The sequence below is a fragment of the Methylotuvimicrobium buryatense genome (genome assembly GCF_005931095.1).
Taxonomy (GTDB): Bacteria; Pseudomonadota; Gammaproteobacteria; order Methylococcales; family Methylomonadaceae; genus Methylotuvimicrobium; species Methylotuvimicrobium buryatense.
This window is the reverse complement of record NZ_CP035467.1, coordinates 4,447,141-4,469,746: the sequence shown is the minus strand read 5'-3', so window position 1 is coordinate 4,469,746 and position 22,606 is coordinate 4,447,141. Positions and strand designations below refer to the sequence as shown.

At 51.8% G+C, this 22,606-nt stretch carries 16 protein-coding genes; 8 read left to right on the top strand and 8 right to left on the bottom strand.

Annotated elements, in window-relative coordinates; genetic code table 11:
- Window positions 1-87: 87 nt before the first annotated feature.
- Window positions 88-2,787: an aconitate hydratase AcnA gene (gene acnA, locus EQU24_RS19875; RefSeq protein WP_017841881.1), complete on the top strand. Its 2,700-nt coding sequence runs from the start codon at window positions 88-90 to the stop codon at window positions 2,785-2,787.
- Between the two features lie 43 nt (window positions 2,788-2,830).
- On the top strand, window positions 2,831-4,909 hold the full coding sequence (locus tag EQU24_RS19870) for a heavy metal translocating P-type ATPase (protein WP_017841882.1): 2,079 nt from the start codon (window positions 2,831-2,833) through the stop codon (window positions 4,907-4,909).
- 540 nt (window positions 4,910-5,449) lie between these two features.
- Here the strand turns inward: EQU24_RS19870 and EQU24_RS19865 are convergent.
- The 4 genes from EQU24_RS19865 to amrB all read right to left on the bottom strand — a co-directional run bounded on the left by EQU24_RS19865 (window position 5,450) and on the right by amrB (window position 8,420).
- Window positions 5,450-6,358, bottom strand: a complete 909-nt coding sequence (locus tag EQU24_RS19865) for a hypothetical protein (RefSeq protein WP_235726425.1) — start codon at window positions 6,356-6,358, stop codon at window positions 5,450-5,452.
- A 272-nt stretch (window positions 6,359-6,630) separates the two neighbouring features.
- On the bottom strand, window positions 6,631-7,074 hold the full coding sequence (locus EQU24_RS19860; RefSeq protein ID WP_017841886.1) for a SoxR reducing system RseC family protein: 444 nt from the start codon (window positions 7,072-7,074) through the stop codon (window positions 6,631-6,633).
- A 22-nt stretch (window positions 7,075-7,096) separates the two neighbouring features.
- Window positions 7,097-7,654 carry an AmmeMemoRadiSam system protein A gene (gene amrA, locus EQU24_RS19855; RefSeq protein WP_017841887.1) on the bottom strand — a complete coding sequence of 186 codons (558 nt, stop codon included), beginning with the start codon at window positions 7,652-7,654 and terminating at the stop codon, window positions 7,097-7,099.
- Window positions 7,641-8,420, bottom strand: coding sequence for an AmmeMemoRadiSam system protein B (gene amrB, locus EQU24_RS19850; RefSeq protein ID WP_017841888.1), 780 nt, complete (start codon window positions 8,418-8,420; stop codon window positions 7,641-7,643). The genes amrA and amrB overlap by 14 nt, the downstream gene beginning before the upstream one ends.
- A 102-nt stretch (window positions 8,421-8,522) precedes the next feature.
- On the opposite strand from amrB, the gene amrS reads away from it, so the two are divergent.
- From amrS to EQU24_RS19835, 3 genes are read left to right on the top strand one after another with little or no spacing between them, the layout of a single operon-like run.
- Window positions 8,523-9,608 (top strand): AmmeMemoRadiSam system radical SAM enzyme, encoded by a 1,086-nt coding sequence (gene amrS / locus EQU24_RS19845; protein ID WP_026130303.1) that lies wholly within the window; start codon window positions 8,523-8,525, stop codon window positions 9,606-9,608.
- 26 nt (window positions 9,609-9,634) lie between these two features.
- On the top strand, window positions 9,635-10,846 hold the full coding sequence (locus EQU24_RS19840; protein WP_017841890.1) for an ABC transporter permease: 1,212 nt from the start codon (window positions 9,635-9,637) through the stop codon (window positions 10,844-10,846).
- Between the two features lie 7 nt (window positions 10,847-10,853).
- Entirely contained in the window at window positions 10,854-12,053 is a 1,200-nt protein-coding gene (locus EQU24_RS19835; RefSeq protein ID WP_017841891.1) for an ABC transporter permease, read from the top strand.
- 39 nt (window positions 12,054-12,092) lie between these two features.
- Here the strand turns inward: EQU24_RS19835 and EQU24_RS19830 are convergent, their stop codons facing one another.
- Window positions 12,093-12,971 carry an alpha/beta hydrolase gene (locus EQU24_RS19830; RefSeq protein WP_017841892.1) on the bottom strand — a complete coding sequence of 293 codons (879 nt, stop codon included), beginning with the start codon at window positions 12,969-12,971 and terminating at the stop codon, window positions 12,093-12,095.
- A 193-nt stretch (window positions 12,972-13,164) separates the two neighbouring features.
- Entirely contained in the window at window positions 13,165-13,620 is a 456-nt protein-coding gene (locus EQU24_RS19825) for a YaiI/YqxD family protein (protein ID WP_017841893.1), read from the bottom strand.
- A gap of 476 nt (window positions 13,621-14,096) precedes the next feature.
- Between EQU24_RS19825 and EQU24_RS19815 the strand changes: the two genes are divergently transcribed.
- Together EQU24_RS19815 and recB are read left to right on the top strand one after the other, a co-directional pair.
- On the top strand, window positions 14,097-14,825 hold the full coding sequence (locus EQU24_RS19815) for an SPOR domain-containing protein (protein ID WP_017841895.1): 729 nt from the start codon (window positions 14,097-14,099) through the stop codon (window positions 14,823-14,825).
- Between the two features lie 93 nt (window positions 14,826-14,918).
- Window positions 14,919-18,464 carry an exodeoxyribonuclease V subunit beta gene (gene recB / locus EQU24_RS19810; protein ID WP_040575341.1) on the top strand — a complete coding sequence of 1,182 codons (3,546 nt, stop codon included), beginning with the start codon at window positions 14,919-14,921 and terminating at the stop codon, window positions 18,462-18,464.
- Window positions 18,465-18,907: 443 nt separating this feature from the next.
- Here recB and EQU24_RS19805 read toward each other — a convergent pair whose 3' ends face one another.
- On the bottom strand, window positions 18,908-19,369 hold the full coding sequence (locus EQU24_RS19805; RefSeq protein ID WP_017841898.1) for a septal ring lytic transglycosylase RlpA family protein: 462 nt from the start codon (window positions 19,367-19,369) through the stop codon (window positions 18,908-18,910).
- Between the two features lie 224 nt (window positions 19,370-19,593).
- On the opposite strand from EQU24_RS19805, the gene recD reads away from it, so the two are divergent.
- On the top strand, window positions 19,594-21,225 hold the full coding sequence (gene recD, locus EQU24_RS19800; RefSeq protein WP_017841899.1) for an exodeoxyribonuclease V subunit alpha: 1,632 nt from the start codon (window positions 19,594-19,596) through the stop codon (window positions 21,223-21,225).
- Between the two features lie 740 nt (window positions 21,226-21,965).
- On the opposite strand, the gene EQU24_RS19790 is transcribed toward recD, so the two are convergent.
- Complete coding sequence (locus EQU24_RS19790; RefSeq protein WP_017841900.1) at window positions 21,966-22,559, bottom strand: DUF5610 domain-containing protein; 594 nt, start codon at window positions 22,557-22,559, stop codon at window positions 21,966-21,968.
- Window positions 22,560-22,606 lie beyond the last annotated feature (47 nt).

Here is a 22,606-nt window from a genome sequence, read left to right as displayed (position 1 = left end):
GACATCAATAACGAAAAGCGGTGTCATATCCGATAGAAGTGTGGTATACCAAAATTAAACTCCCGACTTCGATGGAGGGTATCCACCATGAATTCAACCGATCCTTTCGGCGCACGGCAGTTATTGAATCCAGACCGTGCAAGCCCGTTGTTCTACTACCGTCTTGCGTGTTTAGAGTCCGCCGGCGCTGCTGATCTTTCCCGCTTGCCGCAAACGATAAAAATCTTGCTTGAGAGTCTGTTGCGCAACTGCGACGGCTATTCGATCACCGAAGACCATGTGCTCGGCCTCGCCGCTTGGCAGGCGCAAGGTTCCAGGCGGGAAATTCCCTACAAACCGGCGCGGGTCATCCTGCAGGACTTTACCGGCGTGCCGGCCTTGGTCGATCTGGCCGCGATGCGTGATGCGATGAACGAATTGGGCGGCGATCCGAAAAAAATCAATCCGTTTATCCCTTGCGATCTGGTGATAGACCATTCGGTGCAGGTCGATTATTTCGGCAAAGCCAATGCCTTGCCGATGAACGAAGCGGTCGAGTTTCAACGCAATCAAGAACGCTATGAATTCCTGAAATGGGGTCAATCGGCCTTTCAGAATCTGCGAGTGGTGCCGCCGTCTACCGGAATCGTTCATCAAGTCAATCTCGAATATTTGGCTCAAGTCGTCTTTCACAACAAGAACAGCGACCTGTGCTATCCCGACAGTTGCGTCGGCACCGATTCGCATACGCCGATGGTCAACGGCTTGGGCGTGTTGGCCTGGGGCGTCGGCGGCATCGAAGCCGAGGCGGTCATTCTGGATCAGCCCATTTACATGCTGGAACCGGATGTGGTCGGCATTAAATTGACCGGAAAGCTGCCGCCTGGCGTGACCGCGACCGATCTGGTGCTGCGTATCACCGAGTTGTGCAGGCAGTTCGGCGTTGTCGGTCAATTCGTCGAGTTTTACGGCTCCGGTTTGTCCCAACTCAGTATTCCGGATCGTGCGACCATCAGCAACATGGCCCCGGAGCAAGGTTCGACCGTGAGTTTTTTCCCGGTCGATAAGGCGGCTTTGAACTATATGCGCCTCACCGGGCGCAGTCCCGAACAAATCGAGCTCACCGAGCGCTATGCCAAGCTACAAGGATTATTCCGCACCGACGATGCGCCGGAGCCCGAATTTACCCGCACGCTGGAAGTCGATCTCGGCGAAATCGAGCCGGCGCTGGCCGGCCCAAAACGTCCGCAGGACCGAATTCCGCTGAGTCAAGTCGGACCGACTTATCGGCAGACGCTGATCGCGCCGGTCGGCATTCGCGGCATGGGCCTTGCCGAAAGCGATCTCGATCGCTGCGGCGTGGTATCGAACAAAGGCGCCTGCGAAACGATCACGCACGGCGCCGTCGTAATCGCCGCGATTACGTCCTGCACGAACACCAGCAATCCCTCCGTGATGCTCGGCGCCGGCCTGGTCGCGAAGAAAGCCGTCGAGAAAGGGCTCAAGGTCAAAAATTATGTCAAAACCTCGCTGGCGCCCGGCTCGCAGGTGGTGACCGAATATTTGAAGCAATCCGGGCTGCTGCCCTATCTGGAAGCGCTGGGTTTTTATCTGGTCGGCTACGGCTGCACGACCTGCATCGGCAATTCCGGCCCGCTCGATGCGGCGGTGGAAGAGGCCATCGTAGACAATGACTTGGTCGTGTCTGCGGTGTTGTCCGGCAACCGGAATTTCGAAGGCCGCGTGCATCCGCTCACCAAAACCAATTATCTCGCCTCGCCGCCGCTGGTGGTGGCCTATGCGTTGGCGGGATCGACCGCTGTCGATATGAGAAACGACTCCATCGGTCAAGGTAACGACGGCAAACCGGTGTTCCTGAAAGATATTTGGCCAACGACCGAGGAAATCGATGAAGTCGTCCGAAAATTTGTCACGCCGGAAATGTTCCGGGAGCGTTATGCCGATGTCTTTACCGGTACCCAGGCCTGGCAGGCGATTGCAGTCGCCGGCTCAGAGCGCTATCAATGGAACGAACGGTCGACTTATATCAGAAAACCGCCGTTCTTCGAAGGGCTGGGCGGCGGCTCCGAAACCATCGGCCGTCTCGCCGACATGCGGGTGTTGGCGCTGTTCGGCGATTCGGTCACGACCGATCATATTTCGCCGGCCGGTCAAATAGCGCCTGATTCGCCGGCGGCATTATATCTGCTCGAAAAAGGCGTCGAGCGCAAGGACTGGAATAGTTATGGTTCGCGCCGGGGTAACGATCAGGTGATGTGCAGAGGCACATTTGCGAATGTGCGTATTCATAACCTGTTGGTTCCGGGGGCCGAAGGCAATGTTACGATTCATCATCCCAGCGGCGAACGAATGACCTTTTTCGATGCCGCGATGAAGTACAAAGAATCCGGTATGCCGCTCTGTATTCTGGCGGGCAAGGAATACGGTTCAGGATCGTCACGCGATTGGGCGGCGAAAGGGCCGTTCATGCAGGGTGTCAAGGCCGTCATTGCGGAAAGTTACGAAAGAATTCATCGCAGCAATTTGATCGGCATGGGGATTTTGCCGTTGCAGTTTATGTCCGGCGAATCGGCGCAAAGTCTCGGGCTGAAGGGCGACGAAACTTTTACGGTGGACATCGCCGACGACACTGTTCCCCAACAAGTCGTCGACGTGACCGCCAGCGCTCCGGACGGGAGCGTTAAGTCCTTCAAGGCCGTCAGCCGCATCGATACGCCGATCGAAATTCAATATTACCGGGACGGCGGTATTTTGCGCACGGTTTTGAAGAAGCTGAGGGCGGGTTGAGGAAATCCATCCATTAAGCAAAGACAAAAGAGGGGCTGCATTCATGAAACATCCGCACGAGCATCATAAACATCAGGCGCCTCATGCCGGGGCTTCGAAATCCGATGAAAACGACGGCCATTCGCATTCGGCCCACAAAAACCATGCCGGACACGACAAGCACGCAGGCCATAGCGTGGAGATGTTTCGGGATAAATTTTGGCTGACGTTGGTGCTGGCCGTCCCAACGCTGATTTGGAGCGAGGAACTGCAGCGCTGGTTGTCGTATACGGCGCCGGCTTTTCCGGGTTCGGGGTATGTTTCGGCCGTTTTCGGCACGCTGGTTTATTTTTACGGCGGTTGGGTGTTTTTGCAAGGCGGCTGGCGCGAATTGCAAAGCCGCCTGCCGGGCATGATGATCTTGATCTCGCTGGCGATCAGCGTCGCTTTTTTGTACAGCCTGGCCGTCACGTTCGGTTTCAAGGGGCATGCGCTGTGGTGGGAGCTGGCATCTTTGGTGGCGATCATGCTGCTGGGACATTGGATAGAGATGCGTTCGATCTTCCAGGCCCAGGGCGCTTTGCAGGAATTGGCGAAGTTGCTGCCGGATACGGCGCTAAGGCTGGTCGACGGAGATAAAACCGAAGAGGTCGCCGTTGACCGCTTGCAAGACGGCGATTTGTTGTTGATCCGCCCAGGCGCGGCGGTTCCGGCCGACGGCGTCGTCAAGAGCGGTAAGAGTTCGGTCAATGAGGCATTGATTACCGGCGAATCCGAGCCGGTGACGAAAGGCGAGGGCGATGAAGTGATTGCAGGCACGGTCAATGGTGAAGGCTCCTTGCGCATCGAAGTTACCGGCACCGGAGATAAGACCGCTTTGGCCGGCATCATGCGCTTGGTCGATCAGGCTCAAACTTCACGCTCCCGGGCTCAGGCCTTGGCGGACCGGGCGGCGTTTTATCTGACGCTGGTCGCGATCGTCTCGGGCGCCTTGACATTCATTGCCTGGTCGCTGGCCGGCGCGACGATGGATTTCACCGTGACGCGGGTCGTGACGGTATTGGTCATCGCCTGTCCTCATGCCTTGGGGCTTGCCGTGCCGCTCGTGATTGCGATTTCGACGACATTGGGTGCGCGCGGTGGATTGTTGGTGCGCGATCGTAGGGGATTGGAGGAGGCGCGTAATCTGGATATCGTGGTGTTCGACAAGACCGGCACGCTGACCTTGGGCGAGCACCGCGTCGTCGAAACGATCACGGCCGAAGGCGTCGAGCCGGACGAAGCACTCCGGCTTGCCGCGGCGGTCGAACGCGATTCGGAGCATCCGATTGCGAGAGCCCTGCTCAAGAGCGCCGAAGAAGTCGAAATTGAATGGCCCTCGGCCCAGGATTTTCAAGCAATCCCCGGCCGGGGCGTGGAGGCTGTTGTGGAAGGGCGCAAACTTCAGGTGGGTGGGCCGGCCTTGCTAAAAACGTTCGAGAGAGAAATGCCCCAAGTCCTGGCGGACGCCGCCGACCGCTTCGGCGAATCCGGCCGGGCGGCGATTTATCTCGTCGAAGGGGATAGGGTTTTGGCGGTCTTTGCGATCGCCGATGCAATTCGTCCCGTTTCCGGTGAGGCGGTGCGCCTGTTGCATGATGCCGGCATCGAAGTCGCGATGCTGACCGGCGATTCGCAAGCGGTTGCCGATGCCGTGGCTAAGGAATTGAACATCGACACGGTGTTCGCTCAAGTGTTGCCCGAGGACAAGGTAAAGCGCATCGAAGAGCTTCAGGCTCAAGGCAAGCGCGTCGCGATGGTCGGAGACGGCGTCAACGATGCGCCGGCTTTGTTGACCGCCGATGTCGGTATTGCGATCGGCGCCGGCACCGATGTCGCTGTCGAGGCCGGCGATGTGGTCTTGGTCCGTTCGGATCCGCGCGACGTGTCGAGGATCGTCAATCTGAGCAAGGCGACCTATCGTAAGATGGTACAGAATTTGTGGTGGGCCGCGGGCTACAACATCGTCGCGATTCCGCTCGCGGCGGGCGCGTTGGCATGGGCCGGAATCCTTCTCGCGCCGGCGGTCGGCGCGGTGCTGATGTCGGCCAGCACGGTGATCGTGGCGCTGAATGCCCAATTGTTGCGCAGGGCCGAATTATAAGCCCGGCAGCGACACGCAGGTTCAACGGGCTGGAAAGAGCATGACGGCTTTATTAGGCTACACTTTTGGAATAAAAAATAACCGGATTCTAAATAATGAATAAATCAGCTTCATTTACAAGGCTGTTTATCTGCATTGCCTTTTTAGTGGTATTGATTGTTTTACACATAATACCGTTGCCGATATTAGAAGTGTTGATGCTGTATATTATGGTTTTTCGTCCCCGTTGGTTTAAGGAATTAATTGACAGCATCTATAATGAATAGCCTCGGTTGGGGCTGTGTTTTAACCGCTAAACGGTCATTATTCAGCATTTATGGCGTTCCTTGACAGGTATACTCCACGCCCTAAACTGCGAGAACATGCTCAAACCGGGAATTACTGCCCCATCAGCTTTGGATTCAGAACGATTTTGAGGATTTGCATTTCCTTTCTTTTTTCGAGCTGTCTGTAACAGCACGGAATGTCGGCAACTCAATGCTGCCGACATTCCGTAACTCCTAAAAATCAGACGTTTTTCGTCCGGATAAGGTGGTTAGGTTATTTATTGATCTTGCTTTTGATGAACGAGATGAGCGGCTTAACGCCATTTTCGATGAAAAAGCAGACGGTTTGCTTTGCTGCATGATAAATCACGGCGCTCATCGAAGTCTGTTCATCGAGCGACAACTTCTTGGCAGATGCCTTCCTGATGTTGTGATAGTAAACAGCCAAGCCATCGACGAAGACGTAGCGATATGCCCACATCTCTGCGATCGATGTAAACCACATGAATGCGAACGACACGGCCATACCCATACCAGCGATAATCACGAGCCAGGCAAACATCGGATGCAGCTTAGTGAGCCACCACGACATGATGTCCGCTATCAAGAATACGTAAGGCATGCCGATTGCGGTGCTTTTGATTACGACCGACGCGGTTTCGGAAAAACTAAAAATCAGACCGACGAACATGAAAATAAAAGCAATACCGAATAAGTGGATATGCGATATGCGAATCAACGAGGCGAAGGTAGCGCCTTCGTCTTGTTCGGTCACGGCTTTCAGTTGAGAAAAGTCGTTGTAATTAGGGATTCCCGACGCATCGGCGTTGTGACACATCACACATTTGGTTTCGATGATTTTTTTTGAGCCGCTGGATTCATATTCCGATTGTTCCGCCCCGTCCCGTGTCCATTGAATCAGTGCGAAGCGCTCTTGCTCGGTCGCATAGGGTTTCATCGAGCCGTTTAACTTGGTTTCGAGTAAGGTACCCGAGCGGTTGCCGTAATAACTGTAGACGATATCGTCGATCGATAGCCCGAACTTGCCGTCGGCCATACCGTGCGTAAAAAGAATTTGTATCAACGCAAAAAAGTAACCGACAGCAACGGTGCCTAAATAGCCGGTAAACAAGACTTTGATCGGAAGGTCGAGTTCTTTGAGATGGGATTTAAAAGGATGCATAGCGTGTTTCCATGGAAAATAAAAATCGAATTCGTAAAAAGGAAGGTGTAGACATAATAGACGCAAATTGCGGTCCATGTCGGGGCTTGAACGCATGCGAAATGCGCATCTCGTGCAATTTTATAAGACTTTCGGCGTCACCAAGCCTGAAAAAGCTACGAGACGCGGTTCCGGCGACTCTTTCGAGCAACCGCGCTCTTTTTAGATCGTGCAATTTCATAGCAAATGGGATTCTAACCAGGTTCGCAACGAGTACTAAAACGGTGCAAAGGTCAGTCCGTTGATCTTCTAATGACGACAGGTCTCGAAAAAAAGGTATAGAAAAAAGATTGCTGCAGCTTGGAGATTGCCCAGAGGGACAGTAATAATGCCGAAATCGCGGTGCCGGCAATCACCAGATCGGCATATTCGTATCCGGAAGGCAGAAATGCTTCAGCGACCGCGCCGCTTAGAACCATCACAACCAAGGGCAGCATATATAGCAATAGCGAGGCCTTGATTAAAATCCCCTCGCTAATTCCGATAACGACTTCGTCGCCGGTTTTTAACTCGATGTCGCAATCGACGGCGATCGAGCGTTTCTTGATAAACTTATCGAGCACCGAGGTGGAGCAGGAGCTTTTTTGCAGGCAACCGCCGCAGCCCTGCTTTGGCTTGCTTTCGACCCAAACTTGGTTATGTTCGATTTTTGCCACGATTGCATTTTCTTCGATCATGATCGTTCCTCGCCACTTTGAATCAATCGATAATTTCGGCAGTATACCGCGAAATCTTAATGCTATCCGACCAATAATACGGGGGAAGCCCGGCTTTTTGTTTGAGATGTTGCAAGAACTGCCGAGGATCGGGCAAGGACTCCCATACCGAAGGTAAAAAGGTGCCTCGTTTGAGGCCTTCTTCTAAAATCAAGCCGTCGATACCAGGGCGCAATTGGTCGATTAGATCTTGCTCCGAAGTGAATGCAATCGGTTCGGCGGGATTCAGTATCGAAATATGAATGTCCAATGCATCGAGTTCGTCGGCTTCGAGCGGTGGGAATCGGTAATCCTTGAATGCTGCGGAGAAAGCATTCTCGGCGACATCCTCGGCCATGGGTCTAATCGCTTCGAGCATGCCGATGCAGCCGCGCAGTTGTCCTTGTTTTTGCAAGGTCACGAATGTTGAGCGCGGCACAGTCAATTCGGGTGGATAATCGCTTAGATCGATCTTGAGCGCTTTGCCGTACTTTAAGCCATGAGCAATGGATGACTTGGCTAAATCCAGAAGGCGCCTGCGGTCTTGTTCAGTCAACGACATACGCTCCATACCCCACGACTCGGTCTTTATCGCCTGCGGTATCGCCGGAATTCCTGAGATCGACGGCTTTAATACTCATCGATTTTTGTCGCAACAATTTCAATAATCCGGATACCGCCACTTTGCCGCATGCGTCCTCGGGCGACAACTTTTCGTATTGCATTTGCTCGATCAAGGTACTGGTTTGTTGGTCGAGTTTTTTCGCAGTTAAATAATCGTGATAATGGCTTAAGTCGGAGCTGATGACGATCAAGGTTTCAGGGCCGCCCCAAACCAAATCGAGCGCTTGGCTGACTTGATCGGCCGAAGCATCGCCGGCGACAATCGGGATTAATTTAAAATCGGCCAACGTTTCCTGCAAGAAAGGCAAATGCACTTCCAGGCTGTGCTCATGGGTATGCGCTTGTTCGATGTATTCGACGAATGGCAACTTTATCAATGCTTCGACCGCAGTCCGGTCGATAACTATATTGCCCAATGGCGTTGTGTAGTAGTCGGTGCGGGTAACGGCCAAGCCGCGAAAAGCCACACGGTGCGAAGGCCCGATCAGCACGACTCGCGTGATGCTGTCGCGGGCCTGTTTTAGTCTCGCATAGGCGCTGGCGGCAATCGGCCCTGAATAAATGTAACCGGCGTGGGGGGCGATAATCGCCTTTGGAACTTTCGCCTCGGTTTCGGCATCATTTAAGTAATGATCCACCATTGTTCGCAACTCAGTCGGATCGTCAGGATAAAACAAGCCTGCGACTGCGGGTCTTCTGTTCATAGACAATATCCTGTATAAAAAGAGGAATGAAGAGGATTTTATAGCGGAAAGCTTACAATCCACTGACCCGCTAAAACATTCATTGGTTCCGGGAGAGCGCTAATGCCTAACTTGATTACCCCAGACACCGTTACGACACGCTATTGGCATGCCTTAGAGGATGGGCGCGTACAATGCGATCTATGTCCTAGATTTTGCAAATTGCATGAGGGTCAGCGAGGATTGTGTTTCGTCAGGCAAAACCAAAACGGTCAAGTTGTCATGACCAGCTACGGCCGGTCTAGCGGCTTTGCAATCGATCCGATCGAAAAGAAACCGTTGAACCATTTTTTACCGGGCACGCCAATTCTATCCTTCGGCACGGCCGGTTGCAATCTAGCATGTAAATTCTGTCAAAACTGGGATATCAGTAAATCGCGCGAGATGGATGCGCTGATGAGTTTGGCATCGGCTGAGGCGATTGCTAGAGCGGCGCGGGAAAATGGCTGCGATAGCGTCGCTTATACTTACAATGATCCGGTTATCTTTCATGAATATGCCATCGATACCGCAATCGCTTGCCGAGAACTCGGAATCAAATCGGTCGCGGTGACGGCCGGTTATGTGTGTCCTGAGCCTAGGGCCGAGTTTTATCGATATATGGATGCCGCCAATGTCGATCTCAAGGCCTTTACCGAAAACTTTTATCATAAAATTACCGGCAGTCATTTGGATGCCGTGCTCGATACGCTGCTTTACCTTAAGCATGAGACTTCAGTTTGGTTTGAATTAACGACCCTGGTCATTCCCGGCGAAAACGACTCGGAAAACGAATTCGAAGCGATGACGCAATGGGTCGTCGAAAACTTAGGCCCCGATGTGCCGATGCATTTCACCGCGTTTCATCCCGATTGGAAAATGATGGATAAGCCGCATACGCCGGTTTCGTCGCTACTACTCGCTCGTGACATTGCCATCAAAAATGGCGTCCGTTACGCCTATGTCGGTAATGTGCATCGAAAAGAAGCGGACAGCACCTATTGTCATCATTGCGGAAAACTCCTGATCGGTCGCGATTGGTATCAATTATCCGACTGGAATCTCGACGAAAAAGGGTGTTGTAAATTTTGCGGAACGCGTTGCGCCGGCGTTTTCAATGAAAAGCCTGGGAATTGGGGAGCGCGGCGCCAAGCAATCGAGGTCGCTTAATGCTCTTTGCCTAAATCCCTAAGTTCATGCTGATTCATGACACTTTAACTCAAGCGTTTGGCTCGATTAAAACCCAGCCGTTAAGGGTTTCGTTGATTATTCTCGCGATGAGCATCGGTGTGGCGTCGGTTACAGTATTGGTTGCATTGGGCGAAAGCGCTCGCAATTACATAGTCCAAGAATTCGAAGCGCTCGGTACGCATTTGGTGATCGTTTTACCGGGCAGAACGGAAACTGTTGGCGGACACCCACCGATTATGGGCGAAACGCCGCGCGATTTGACGCTAGACGATGCCGAAGCCTTGTTCAGAAGCCATTATATCGCCGCAGTTGCGCCGGTTTCGGTCGGTTCCGCGCCGGTTTCGGTGCGCGGCCAAGCGCTCGAGCGCGAGGCGAATATTTTGGGTTCGACGCATGCGCTGCAGCGCGTGCGCCGATTGACTATGGCTCAGGGGCATTTTTTACCGGATATGGATGTTAAGCGAGCGCAACAAGTCTGTGTCATCGGCCAAACGATTCGCGAGGAATTATTTCCGAGAGGTCCGGCCATCGGACAATGGCTGCGTATCCATGATCGCCGCTTTCGAGTCATCGGCGTGCTGTCGACCGAAGGCCAATCGATCGGCGTCGGTTTCGATGAGATCGTGATCGTTCCGGTTGCCTCGGCGCAAGCCTTATTCGATACGCAAGGCCTGTTCCGGGTCTTGGTCGAAGCCAAGTCCAAACCGGCGATGTATAAAGCGGTCGACGACATTCGCGAAATCATCAAGGCTCGCCACGAAGGCGAAGACGACGTGACGATCATCACGCAAGACAGCGTGGTACAAACCTTCGACAAAATATTGACCGCACTGACCTTGACTGTCGCCGGGATTGCCGGCATCAGCCTTGCGGTGGCGGGTGTGCTTGTTATGAATGTAATGTTGGTCAGCGTGACACAACGTACATCTGAAATCGGCCTGCTGCGGGCATTAGGCGCAACCAAGAGCCAATTGCAGCGTTTGTTTTTGACCGAGGCGGCGTTGTTATCGTTGGCCGGAGCAGTTTTAGGAGTCGTTGTCGGTCAATTGATTTTGTTCGTGTTGCAAATGCTGTATCCGGCGTTTCCGTTCATTTTTCCGAATTGGGCGCTTGCCGCCGCGCTAGCAGTATCGCTGGCTACAGGCTTGATTTTCGGGGTGTTGCCGGCACGCAAGGCGGCAAAGATGGACCCGGTTTCCGCGTTGGCGAAAAGGTAAGCAGACGATGACTATTTTCGATTTGGCCGGTTTATCGCTCCGCACCGTACTCAATCAAAAGCTACGTTCTTCATTGACCGCACTGGGTTTGATTATCGGCATTGCCGCTGTCGTGATTCTGACTTCGATCGGGCAAGGCATTCATCGTTTCGTGTTGGACGAATTCACGCAATTCGGCACGAATCTGCTCGCGATCACCCCAGGCAAAACCACGACCTTCGGCATATCCGGAGCCACCATCAGCACGGTGAGGCCCTTGACGATCGGCGATGCCGAGAGTGTCGGCAGGCTCCCGAATGTCATCGCCGCAATGCCGATGGTGCAAGGCAATGCCCGCGTGGAAACGATTGGCCGCCACCGGCGCGCCAATGTTTTCGGCGTGAGTTCGGCATTGCCGGAAATTTGGAAAATCAATGTTGCCAGCGGGCGGTTTCTACCCGAAGACGACCAGAGCGCCTCTCGAGCATTCGCCGTTTTGGGTAGTAAATTGGCTAGCGAACTATTCGGCCGAACGAATCCGTTGGGCGAGCGCATTCGCATCGGTGGAGATCGCTACCGCATTATCGGCGTGATGGAATCGAAAGGTCAAATGCTCGGATTCGATTTGGACGACACGGTACATATCCCGGCGGATAAAGCATTGGAGTTGTTCAACCGGCAAAGCCTGATGGAGATCGATGTCATTTACAATCCCGACATTTCGGTCGACATCGTCGAGCAAGCCATCAAGGATTTATTGATCCGGCGCCACGGTTTCGAGGATTTTACGATCATAACGCAGAATAAAATGCTCGAAACCATGGATTCGGTATTATCGATTCTGACGCTGGGAATCGGCGCGTTAGGCGGTATTTCGTTATTGGTCGGTTCGGTCGGCATTTTGACGATCATGACGATCGCCGTTTCCGAACGTATCTCCGAAATCGGCCTGCTGCGTGCGCTCGGCGCCGAGCGCCGCGTGGTTTTTCAGTTGTTTTTAGCCGAAGCCTTGGCGCTTAGCCTCGCCGGAGGATTGGCCGGTATTGCCGTCGGCATGCTTACCGTGCAATTGATCGTCGAGTTTATTCCGGCCTTACCGGTGCAATTGGCATGGGATTACTTGGCTGCCGCCTTTGTATTGTCGCTGGCGATCGGCATGGCCGCCGGCGTGATGCCGGCGATCAAGGCCGCACGCTTGAATCCGCTGGAAGCCTTGCGGACCGAGTAGCCGGAACCGAAACATGAGCTGCCGGGCGTTGCATTCTGTCTATTGCCGGGTTTTTAAATATCGGTCGAGAAACGCTAATACTTCGTCTTTGTATTGCTTGGCGTTGTATTCGAATAAGTCGTTATGGGCCGCGCCTTTGAAAACGACCCACCGTTTAGGCTTGTTCGCCGCATCGAATAACTGCCGTGCTTGAGTGATCCGCGTATGTCGGTCAAGGTCGCCATTTGCGATTAGAACAGGCGCTTGGGACTTGGCGATATGATCGATAGGGCGAAGGTCCGACGGCGAAACGCCCAGGCGCGGTTTAAGCTGCCAAAGCAATAATGGCGTCAATACATGGCTCAATGGCCCGATGCGCATTGCAATCCGGTTGTCGACCGCATCCGCTATCGTGGTATAGACCGACTCTAAAACCAGAGCATCGACATCTAACGGCGATGCCAATAATGCGGCAGCGCCGCCTAATGAAATTGCGACGATTCCGATTCGATGCCCGGGATTCAGTTTTCGGGCATAAACCACAGCCGCCCGTACATCATGGCGTTCGAGATGGCCGAATGTGATATATCGGCCTAAGCTTTCACCGTGGGCTTGAAAATCGATCAAAACCACGGCGTATCCCGCATCGAGAAAAAACTTGGCGCGCCCGAGCATGGCTTTGCGGTTAGCGCGAACCGGATGCAGCAGAATAATTGTCGCTTTTGCATCATCGCTCGATGCATACCAAGTCGCGATAGAGGCACCGGATTCGCTATCGAGCATGGCCTCTACTACCGGAAAATCTAAGTTTTCCGCTTCTATGTGACGATGAGCCGGTGCGACTAACGCGCCGCCTACTTGCCAGGCTTCAACCAGCAAGGCAAGCAAAACCAAGCCGCTCGCACCAATAAAGTATCGCCAAAAGTTGGATCGGGACATCGAAAAACCTACTCCCCTTTTGATTGAAAAACCGTCTAAGAATAAAAGGTATGGGATGTGTCAATCGAGGACCGCCGTGAACCCGTCCATGGGGCTTGACGGCAAATCCCTACTGCCGACATCCTCGTTAGCCACACCCCATACCCTCATAAAATTAGCTAATTTTTGAGTATAAGGGGAGTAGAAGCGATCTTTAACGATGCTTAGCGTATTGCGTCAATAATTTATCCAGATGATTAGCAAAGTTTTTTCGGTCGTTTTGATTGAGCGCAGCGGGACCTTCGGTTTGAATGCCGCTGGATCGCAATGTATCCATGAAATCCCTCATATTCAGCAACGAACGAATATTTTCGCTGGTATATAATTCGCCACGCGGATTCAATGCCTTGGCGCCTTTTTCGATGGCTTCCGCTGCCAAGGGGATATCGCCGGTGATGACAAGGTCGCCCGGAACAAGTTTTTTGACGATTTCATTGTCGGCCACATCGAAACCCTTCGACACCCGAAGGAAAGCGATAAAACGCGACGGCGGCACATTCACTGAATGATTGGCGACCAGCGTCAATTGCGTCTTGGTGCGCTCGGCCGCCTTGAACAAAATCTCCTTGATCACCACCGGACACGCATCGGCATCCACCCATATTTTCATATTGTATCTCTATATTAATTGTGTTGGTTACCGAGGTTTTTTCGTAAACCTCAAGGCGACTAACATTTTGTCCGCCAAAACATATCAGCAATTCCCAGTTTGAGCAGTTTCGCCGATTTTAGGGTGTGGGGTATGCCTGTCGAGGAACGCCGTAAACCCATCCATGGGGCTTGGCGGCAGCTCGAACGCCAAGGATGGCGTGAATGCAGATTTTGCATGGAGCAAAAATCTGCCCTGCTGCCGACATCCTCGCCAAGCATACCCCACACCCTTTTTGATCTCCAAATTGGGAATTGCTGAAAACATATTCGATTTCCCTCTCCTTTAAAAAAAGGTGATTTGCCGAAGCTTGGACCAGTTTAGTGTAGCGTCTCATTTTTGAGTCTATAATGAAAGCCAATGCATTTTGCGGTAATTAAAACAATTGCGGAGTTGATTGCCGCCGCTTAATCAAGCCAAATCAGCGGAGAAAGCCAGTGACAGAATTAGACGAGCTAACTAGCAAGCAACAAGATTTAAAAACGAACCTAGCCAAAACATCGACTTTGAATTTTACAGCACTAAGCCTTGCCGTCATTGCATTATTAATTGCAGCGGGCTTTGCTTTCATTAGTACCAACCGGAATACCGATCTTCGCGCGGAAGTTTCACGGCTAAGCGCGCAACAAGCTCAGGTTGGGCATCTCGATAGCCAGCACCGGTATGACGAATTGGCGGCTAAAGTCGAAAGTTTGAGCCAACATGTTTCGGAGCTGGCCTCTGGAAAAACGACGTTACTCGACACGACTGAACAACAACCGATTTCCGCCGATAAACTAAACGATTTACTCGAACAACAAAAAAACTTGCTTGATAGACTGGAGCGTTTGGAAAGAAATGCGCAGCAATTATCAATTAAACCGGCTGCCCAGCCTAAACGCGCGGCTCAGCCACGCAGTCATGCGCAAAAAGCTCAGGATTACTCGATTAATATTGGCGCATTTCAAAAAGCGGCCACGGCCGAAAAGAAAGCCGAACGTTTGAGAAATGAAGGTGTTACCGTTGACATTAATGAAGTAGTCGTCGACGGTAAAACCTGGTATCGATTGACCATACCCGGCTTTGCCAGCATGCAGGAAGCCCAACGTTTTTCCGAAACTTTAAAGAAACAATTCGGTATCAAATCGGTTTGGATCGGCGTCGATCAAACCTGGGGTCGAGGCTGATGAAACATAGCCGATTATTCTTGGTGACTTACTCGGAAAATCCGCGAATTGCTACATAAATTCAAGCAAGCTAAAACCCACGCTCAAAGCTCCATGCCTTCCCAACATTTCGACCCGATAACAACCGATTGCCGCCAAGGTATCAACTTAATCGAAGCTAGCGCAGGTACCGGCAAGACCTATGCTATCGCAATGCTGGCGCTGCGCTTTGTCGTCGAATTCGACATGAAAATCGACGAGTTGTTGGTGGTGACTTTTACGAAGGCCGCTACCGAGGAGTTGAAGGAGCGAATTAGGCTCAGACTCAATGAGGCTAAACAGGCTGCAAGCGGGAAAACCGAACACATTGACGGCGCGATCATCACGTGGCTAAACCGGCTCGAGATCGACCGCGATCTGATCAAAAAAAGGCTGAAATTGGCGCTACTCGATATCGACCAGGCCGCCGTGTTCACAATTCACGGTTTTTGCCAACGGGTCTTAAAAGAGCATGCGCTGGAAAGCGGCCAGCTATTCGATTCCGAACTGACCGCCGATGCGGCTGCCGTCAAGCAAGCTTGTGCCGACGATTTCTGGCGCGGCCAAATTTATCAAAGAGCCTCCTGGGAAGCCGCTTTGTTGACCGCAACGTACTCAACTCCGGATGCATTATTAGCCGGTATCGATCGCATTCCGCTCGACATCGAGATTTTTCCGGAGTATCGCGATCCGAACGAAGCATTAGCCGCCTGCCGGGAACAGGCAGAGCAAGCGCGTATCCATCTGGATCAGGCCGTTCAAACGCTGCTAAACCACTTTGATGACGGATTCTTTAAATCGTCTTATACCGAAATTTTTGAACATCGCCTGCAAGAATTGCGCGCCTGGTTAAATTACGAAACACTGCAGCTTCCAAATACTGCGGCCTTTGCATGCTTGACCTTAAACGGCCTGATCGATGGCTTGAACGGTAACAAGTTTAGAAAAACCAAAACGCAAAGCGGAGAACAGCGCAAGCAGGAGTATCTGGCAACACTGAAGGTCGACACCACGCCTTTCGACGCATTGGCCGACTCGATCGATCGAATCGGTCTGGTTTTTCGTCGGGCGCTGTTAGAACATGTCCGCATAGAACTGGACAAGCAAATGCAGCTACTCAATATATTGTCGTTCGATGATTTGATTAGCCGGCTTGCCAATGCCTTGCAAGGCAATCAAGGGACATTGTTGACCGCCGAATTGAGGCAACGCTTCAAGGCCGCATTGATCGACGAATTTCAGGATACCGATCAGAATCAGTGGCTGATCTTTTCAACCTTGTTCGGTTCAGACGCACATTATTTGTATTTGATCGGCGATCCCAAACAAGCGATCTATAAATTTCGCGGTGCCGATATTTTTTCGTATCTGGCCGCGCAGCAACAGGCGCATCATCGGTTTACCCTTGGCACGAACTGGCGTTCGCAGCCGGCCCTGGTCGAGGCGGTCAATGCCTTGTTCAGCCGCGAGCGGGCTTTTTTTCTCGAACAGTTGCAATTCCATCCGGTCGTCGGCGCTCCCGCCAATGCGGACAAAACCCTAAATCTCGATAAAGAGACGCTGGCGCCGATGATGCTCTGGCAACTGCCGCAAAGCGACAAGGGCCACTGGAGTTCCGGCAAAGCCGGCGAATGCCTTCAGGCCGAGGTCGTCAACGAAATCGTCGGATTGCTCAACGAGCCTTATTTTTTGAGCGATAGCGGCAGGCGAGTTGAGCCGGGCGATATCGCGGTATTGGTCAGAACCAATCGGCAAGCCTCGGAATATCAAGCGGCATTGCGCGAAGCCGGCGTCCCTTCGGTTTTGAACAGCACCGAATCGGTATTCGCGACCGCCGAAGCGGCCGATTTGTTTTGCTTGCTGCAAGCCATTGCCCACCCCGGCGACACGGTGCTATTGAAGCAAGCCTTGACGCTCGATTGGTTCGGGTTAGACGGGCAGACTTTATATCGTACCTTGAATCAAGAAGCGGCTTTGGATGCCTGGCTGTCGCATTTTTTGAATTACTATCAACATTGGCAGAGTCAAGGGCTGATGGCGATGATGCAGCGCTTGCTCGACCAGGAACAAATACGTCTGCAACTATCGGCTACCCGGCTTGCCGAGCGACGTTTGACCAACTTGCATCATCTAATCGAGTTAGTGCAGCAAGCCGCCGTCGACGAGCATTTAGGCATCGGAAAAACGCTGGACTGGCTGCGCGCGCGCATCGCCGATACGGCGGACGGCAAAGTCAGTCTCGAAGAGCAATGCATGCGCTTGGAAAGCGATGACGAAGCGGTCAAGATCGTCACGATGCACCGGTCGAAGGGGCTCGAGTATAATATCGTTTTTTGTCCGTCGCTTTGGCAACGCAGCAGCCGGCTCTCGACCGGTAGGCCTTTGATTCAATGTCACGAGCAAGGGCGTATCGTTGCCGATTTAGGCTCGGAGGATTTCGAACGCCGCCGCGCGCAAGCGATCGACGAAGAATTGGCCGAGGATTTGCGCGTATGTTATGTCGCTCTGACCCGGGCTAAATATCGCAGTTATCTGGCCTGGGCCGATGTTCGAAGCAAGGATGTTCCGAATCAGTCTGCATTGGCTTGGCTACTCGATTTCGAAGATTGCGATTTTGCCGCGCAACAAACGATCCTGATCGATTATTGCAGCCGCGACCCGAAGGCTTTCGAATATCGTTTATTGGAATTACCGGCGATGCCAAAGGGCCGTTACGAAAAACCGCTCGACGAAACTCGGCTATCGGCAAGATCGAGGCAACGTTCTTTGCGCACCGATTGGCAAATGAGCAGTTACACGGCACTCTCGGCCTTGAGTCTACAGGATGCGCCGGAATTGCCGGAAGACAAGGCCCGCGAATCGGCTTCGCTCGATGCGGAACCGGCCTTGTCGGCGGTCGGCATGCAGGAGGCGTTGCCGAAAGGCGCGCATACCGGCAACGTCGTGCACGACTTGCTGGAGCAACTCGATTTTGCGTATTTGGCCGATATGCCGGATATCGCCGAGTTGCGCGATAACACCTGTCGACGCTACGGTTTGCAAACGGAGCACCCTGAAGCCATCGACCGCTTATTGCAAGCCGTTGTGACAACTTCCTTGGCCGAAGACGATCCGGCTTTTCAGTTGATGAATATTGCCGATGAGCAATGTTTGAAGGAAATGCCGTTTTATCTCGCAATGCAGCCGATGAACGCCGCACAGATCAATGCGATCTTATCGGACTCTCCGGTTTATCAAGCGCTGAACAGCAAGCAAATGTGCGGTTATTTGACCGGTTTCATCGATTTGATTTGCGAATACGGCGGCCGTTATTACGTCATCGATTATAAAACCAACAGCCTGCCTGACTACCGGCCGGAAACGTTGACGGACGCGATGCGAGAGCATAATTACGGATTGCAATATTGGCTGTATACGCTGGTGCTGCACCGCTATTTGAACCAACGCTTGGCCGATTACGAGTATGAAAAGCATTTCGGCGGGGCACTATATTTATTCGTGCGAGGCATGCAGCCCGAACAACCGATGAGCGGTGTTTATAGGGATAGGCCGGATTTACGACGTATCGAGGCCTTATCGGAGATTTTTGGCGGATCGGAGGCTCTCGCTCCCAAGCTCTAGCTCACTGCCATTAAGTTAAGGGAAGCCCGTCATTCCGCCATGGATTGGCGGAATCCAGTGCCATGGATGGCAAGCTTTTGAAGTACATTAGAGCCTGAATGCAAGCATTACTTATTTCTGTGATGGCTTAACTTAATGGCTGTGAAGCTCTAGCTTGGTAGTTTAATAGCCCAAGCTCCGCTTGGCGTGTGTATACCCATCATCGTAGATCGATATTCGGCGCCGGAGTGCCCGTCAAAGGACGCCGTGAATGTCGATTTTGCAGGAGCAAAATCGACCTAACACCCCGGCGGCGGCGCCGGCTTTGCCGAAATTTGAAGCGAGAAAGGTATACAAGCAGCGCTTGACGGTAGGCATTCCCAAGCTGGAACTTGGGAACGAGACAAAGGCAATGCGATTTCGGCTTTTAGGGGTTTGCCAATTCAGAGAGATTGCGGAGTCAATTAGGAATCATTGTTACGAATTTCGGCTATCGCTTGAGAGCGACTCAACGGTTGTATCTCAACAAAACCGCTACCCTGCTTTTGAATTCCAACTTCCTTGGCGGCCGCATAGGACAGGTCTAGTTCCCTTTTACCATGATAAGGACCGCGGTCTGTGATTTGAACGACAACCGATTTATGGCTTTTGGGATTGGTGACTTTCACGTAGGATAACAGAGGTAGCGTCTTATGAGCCGCAGTCATCGCATACATATCGAACTTACGTCCGCTAGCGGTTTTTTTGCCGTGAAACTTAGGACCATACCAAGAGGCCCGGCCTAATCGCCCTTTTGTAGGTTTTCCTGCGGTTTTACCCGAAATCAGCTTGGTTTTATGCTGATCGGATGCTTCAACTGTCTTTACAGGATGAGTCAATAGGCTGCCCATCACAAACACAGAACTTGCCAATATGATTTTATTCATAATGTAAATCCTTATTATTTAACAATAATATGATTCTACCCTTGGTAATATTAAGCTAAACTTAAACCGTGGAAGTCGAAATCAATATTGGGGGTATTTATCGCCATGCTAAAACCGATTCAGACACTACCTTATAAGGGCTCCCTCTATTTCGCTCGTGGCGCTTTAAAGTATCTTATGGGCATCAATTTTCCGGCAACAAGCGCCGAAATTTATCTGACAAAATGACAGAAGAACCTACTTTTACCCGCCTCGATATGGCTTTTTCTCGTTTTTTGAGCCGGCGTAGCGCCTTGACCGGTGCCGCGCAAGACAATTTCGAAAAACTGATCGCACGTCTTTCCTTCGAGCAAAATCAAGGGCATAGTTGTATCCGCATCGATGCCAAAGCCCGTGAGGCAGTCTTGGCGTCAGGTCTGGCTTCGACGACCGATACCGCGCCGTTAATAGTTGAAGACGACCGGCTTTATCTGCAGCGTTATTGGGCCTATGAAAAAAATTTGGTCAACCGGATCTATGCAATGACCCGTGTCAATGTCTCCCATGCTGACGCCGAGGCCTTATTGGACCGCTACTTCCCGACCACTACAGGAGAAACCGACTGGCAGCGTGAAGCAGCCAAAACCGCGCTTAATCGAACGTTCTGCATCATTACCGGCGGTCCCGGGACTGGTAAAACCACAACTATCGTTAAGATTCTGGCTTTGCTGCAGGAATTGGCTGAACGCTCGTTATATATCGCCCTGGCCGCGCCGACCGGAAAAGCCGCAATGCGTCTGCAGGAGTCGATAGGTAACAGCAAGAGCACCCTGCCTTGTGCGGAAGCTATTAAACAATTCCTTCCCGAATCGGTCACAACCCTGCATCGCCTGCTAGGCTCTCGTCCGCCTTCGCCTTATTTCCGGCATAACGCCGAAAAACCCCTGCCTTTCGATTTGGTCGTGGTCGATGAAGCCTCGATGGTCGATTTAGCGTTAATGAGTAAATTGGTCGATGCACTCAAACCCAGTGCCCGTTTGATCTTACTCGGAGACAAAGATCAATTGGCATCGGTCGAATCGGGCGCGGTATTGGCAGATTTGACCGCAGCGTTGCCGAATCATACCGTCGAACTAAAAAAAGCACACAGATTCGATATGACGATCAAAAACCTGGCCGAAGCGGTCAATTTGCAGCATCCTGAAGCCGCTTGGTCGTCGTTGCAGGCAGGTTATGAGAACATCGGCTTATTGAATCAAGAAGCAATCGCCTATATTGTCGGACAGAGACGCGATTATTTACGCGCGATCGAGAGTTCGAATGATATCGAGCATATTTTTAATGCCTTCAAGCGATTTCAAGTGCTCTGTGCGAATCGGGCCGGAAAAAATAGCGTCGCCGATATTAATAGCCAAGTTGAACGCCTACTAGCCTCAATCGGTCATATCGACCCTATCGGGACTTGGTATCATGGGCGTCCGGTCATGATCACGCAGAACGATGCCGCGCTGCAACTTTATAACGGCGATATCGGCCTGTGTCTGAAAGACGCAGAGCAAAGCGGTAAATTGATGGTGTTTTTTCAGCGCCCCGACGGTAGCATCAAAAAATGCCTGCCGGCTCGATTGCCGCATTGCGAAACCGTATACGCAATGACGATCCATAAAAGCCAGGGTTCGGAATTCGACGAAATTCTTATTGCTCTTCCGGATCAACATAATCCGGTGTTGACCAAAGAGTTGCTCTATACCGCGATTACCCGCGCCCGGAAATCGGTCATAATACTGGCCGATCAAAAGGTTTTCAACGAAACCGTGCTGAGTAAAATCGATCGCTTCGGGGGCTTGGCGCAAAAACTGACGTGCACAGCCGACTAATGAAACTAGGATGGCGTTGATGCGCCGGATAATTTTGGGCGCCAAAAGGCTCTTTATCGTAACGATTCACCCCGTAAGCGCCAACTTAGTGTCTATTCTATGGTGTATTTGTAGCTTTTATTCGTCACATATCGGCATGGATTGCCGATATCCAGGTTACATGGGTGTGAAGCTTCGTATTGCCATCCCTGGTCCTGGATTCCGCCAATCCCTGGCGGAATGACGCGTTTTTCCTTAAGTTGGCGCCTATGACGATTCACCCCCCTGCTTTTAAAAGGCTATGTTCGCGTTAGCAGTTGAAACGATTCTCTTTCCTACTAAATAAACCACTTAGGAAATAGTCAATGATTGCTTTCCAATACGCTGAGCGTGGAAGAGGGTACGATTACTCGCTTGACAGGACGCCGTGAATACGTCCATGTAGGCTTGACGGCGGAATCTGATTGCCATGGATGGTATGAATGCAGATTTTTGCTCCCCGGCAATTGCTGAGTTACAAGCATGTAACGAATGCAGAAAATGCAGGAGCATTTTTCTGCCCTGCATCGCCTAAAGCGCCTACTGGTGGTGCCCTAATACACGCCATTCATGGCGTAATGCAAAATCAGCATTCATGCCATCCTTGGCAATCAGTCGCCGCAGTTAAGCGGATGTATTCACTTCGTCCTGTTAAGCGAGTAACCGAGCCCTTGACTCCAGGAAGTTATTTATCGCGAAATCCTAAGCAGGCTAACGTAGCGTTACTCTCTGGCAGACTGATAATTTTCAACGAATGCTTTCAGTCCTTCCTGGACCAAGTCGTAGGTTTTATCGATATTGTCAGCGATGCTTCCTTCCAATACGTTGAGTCCTTTCAAAATATCGCGTGCTTCACCGAAGCCTTTGTCGATGCCTTTGCCGATCAGTTCGACGAACGATTCCAATGCTTCTTCGATACTGAGGTCGCTGTGATTAGCGTGATAACGCTCGAAAAAAGCGGTGCTCATTTGCACGATGCGCCCGGCGGTGGCTTCCGGAGAAACATCCACGCCATCTTCGTAAGCTTTTTGAATGGCATTGTCGCCGAAATCGGCTTTGAGCGCGTCATTAATGCCTTCGAGCGCGGTCTTGAATAATAGAGCCATCGGCTCGTTACCGGCGCTCAAACTGACATCGAGCGAAGCTTGCAAGATCGAACGGTTTAATTCGGTTTTGGCTTCAGCAGCCGAGGTTTCGGATTTTTTAGTTTGAGCTAATTCGGATATTTTTTGCCCGAATGGTCCTTCGCTTTTATGGGAGGGGTCTTTGGCCATGGAACTTACCGTCTGGCCGAACGGTTCTGTTTTGATCTCCATTATTAGCCTCGAAGTTAAGATTTGTTCAAGTGTTATCCATTTATTGT

Excerpts from the sequence above, each read along its gene's own strand:
- acnA (WP_017841881.1), top strand. The coding sequence starts at position 88 with ATGAATTCAACCGATCCTTTCGGCGCACGGCAGTTATTGAATCCAGAC.
- EQU24_RS19870 (WP_017841882.1), top strand. The coding sequence starts at position 2,831 with ATGAAACATCCGCACGAGCATCATAAACATCAGGCGCCTCATGCCGGG.
- EQU24_RS19865 (WP_235726425.1), bottom strand. The coding sequence starts at position 6,358 with ATGCATCCTTTTAAATCCCATCTCAAAGAACTCGACCTTCCGATCAAA.
- EQU24_RS19860 (WP_017841886.1), bottom strand. The coding sequence starts at position 7,074 with ATGATCGAAGAAAATGCAATCGTGGCAAAAATCGAACATAACCAAGTT.
- amrA (WP_017841887.1), bottom strand. The coding sequence starts at position 7,654 with ATGTCGTTGACTGAACAAGACCGCAGGCGCCTTCTGGATTTAGCCAAG.
- amrB (WP_017841888.1), bottom strand. The coding sequence starts at position 8,420 with ATGAACAGAAGACCCGCAGTCGCAGGCTTGTTTTATCCTGACGATCCG.
- amrS (WP_026130303.1), top strand. The coding sequence starts at position 8,523 with ATGCCTAACTTGATTACCCCAGACACCGTTACGACACGCTATTGGCAT.
- EQU24_RS19840 (WP_017841890.1), top strand. The coding sequence starts at position 9,635 with ATGCTGATTCATGACACTTTAACTCAAGCGTTTGGCTCGATTAAAACC.
- EQU24_RS19835 (WP_017841891.1), top strand. The coding sequence starts at position 10,854 with ATGACTATTTTCGATTTGGCCGGTTTATCGCTCCGCACCGTACTCAAT.
- EQU24_RS19830 (WP_017841892.1), bottom strand. The coding sequence starts at position 12,971 with ATGTCCCGATCCAACTTTTGGCGATACTTTATTGGTGCGAGCGGCTTG.
- EQU24_RS19825 (WP_017841893.1), bottom strand. The coding sequence starts at position 13,620 with ATGAAAATATGGGTGGATGCCGATGCGTGTCCGGTGGTGATCAAGGAG.
- recB (WP_040575341.1), top strand. The coding sequence starts at position 14,919 with ATGCCTTCCCAACATTTCGACCCGATAACAACCGATTGCCGCCAAGGT.
- EQU24_RS19805 (WP_017841898.1), bottom strand. The coding sequence starts at position 19,369 with ATGAATAAAATCATATTGGCAAGTTCTGTGTTTGTGATGGGCAGCCTA.
- recD (WP_017841899.1), top strand. The coding sequence starts at position 19,594 with ATGACAGAAGAACCTACTTTTACCCGCCTCGATATGGCTTTTTCTCGT.
- EQU24_RS19790 (WP_017841900.1), bottom strand. The coding sequence starts at position 22,559 with ATGGAGATCAAAACAGAACCGTTCGGCCAGACGGTAAGTTCCATGGCC.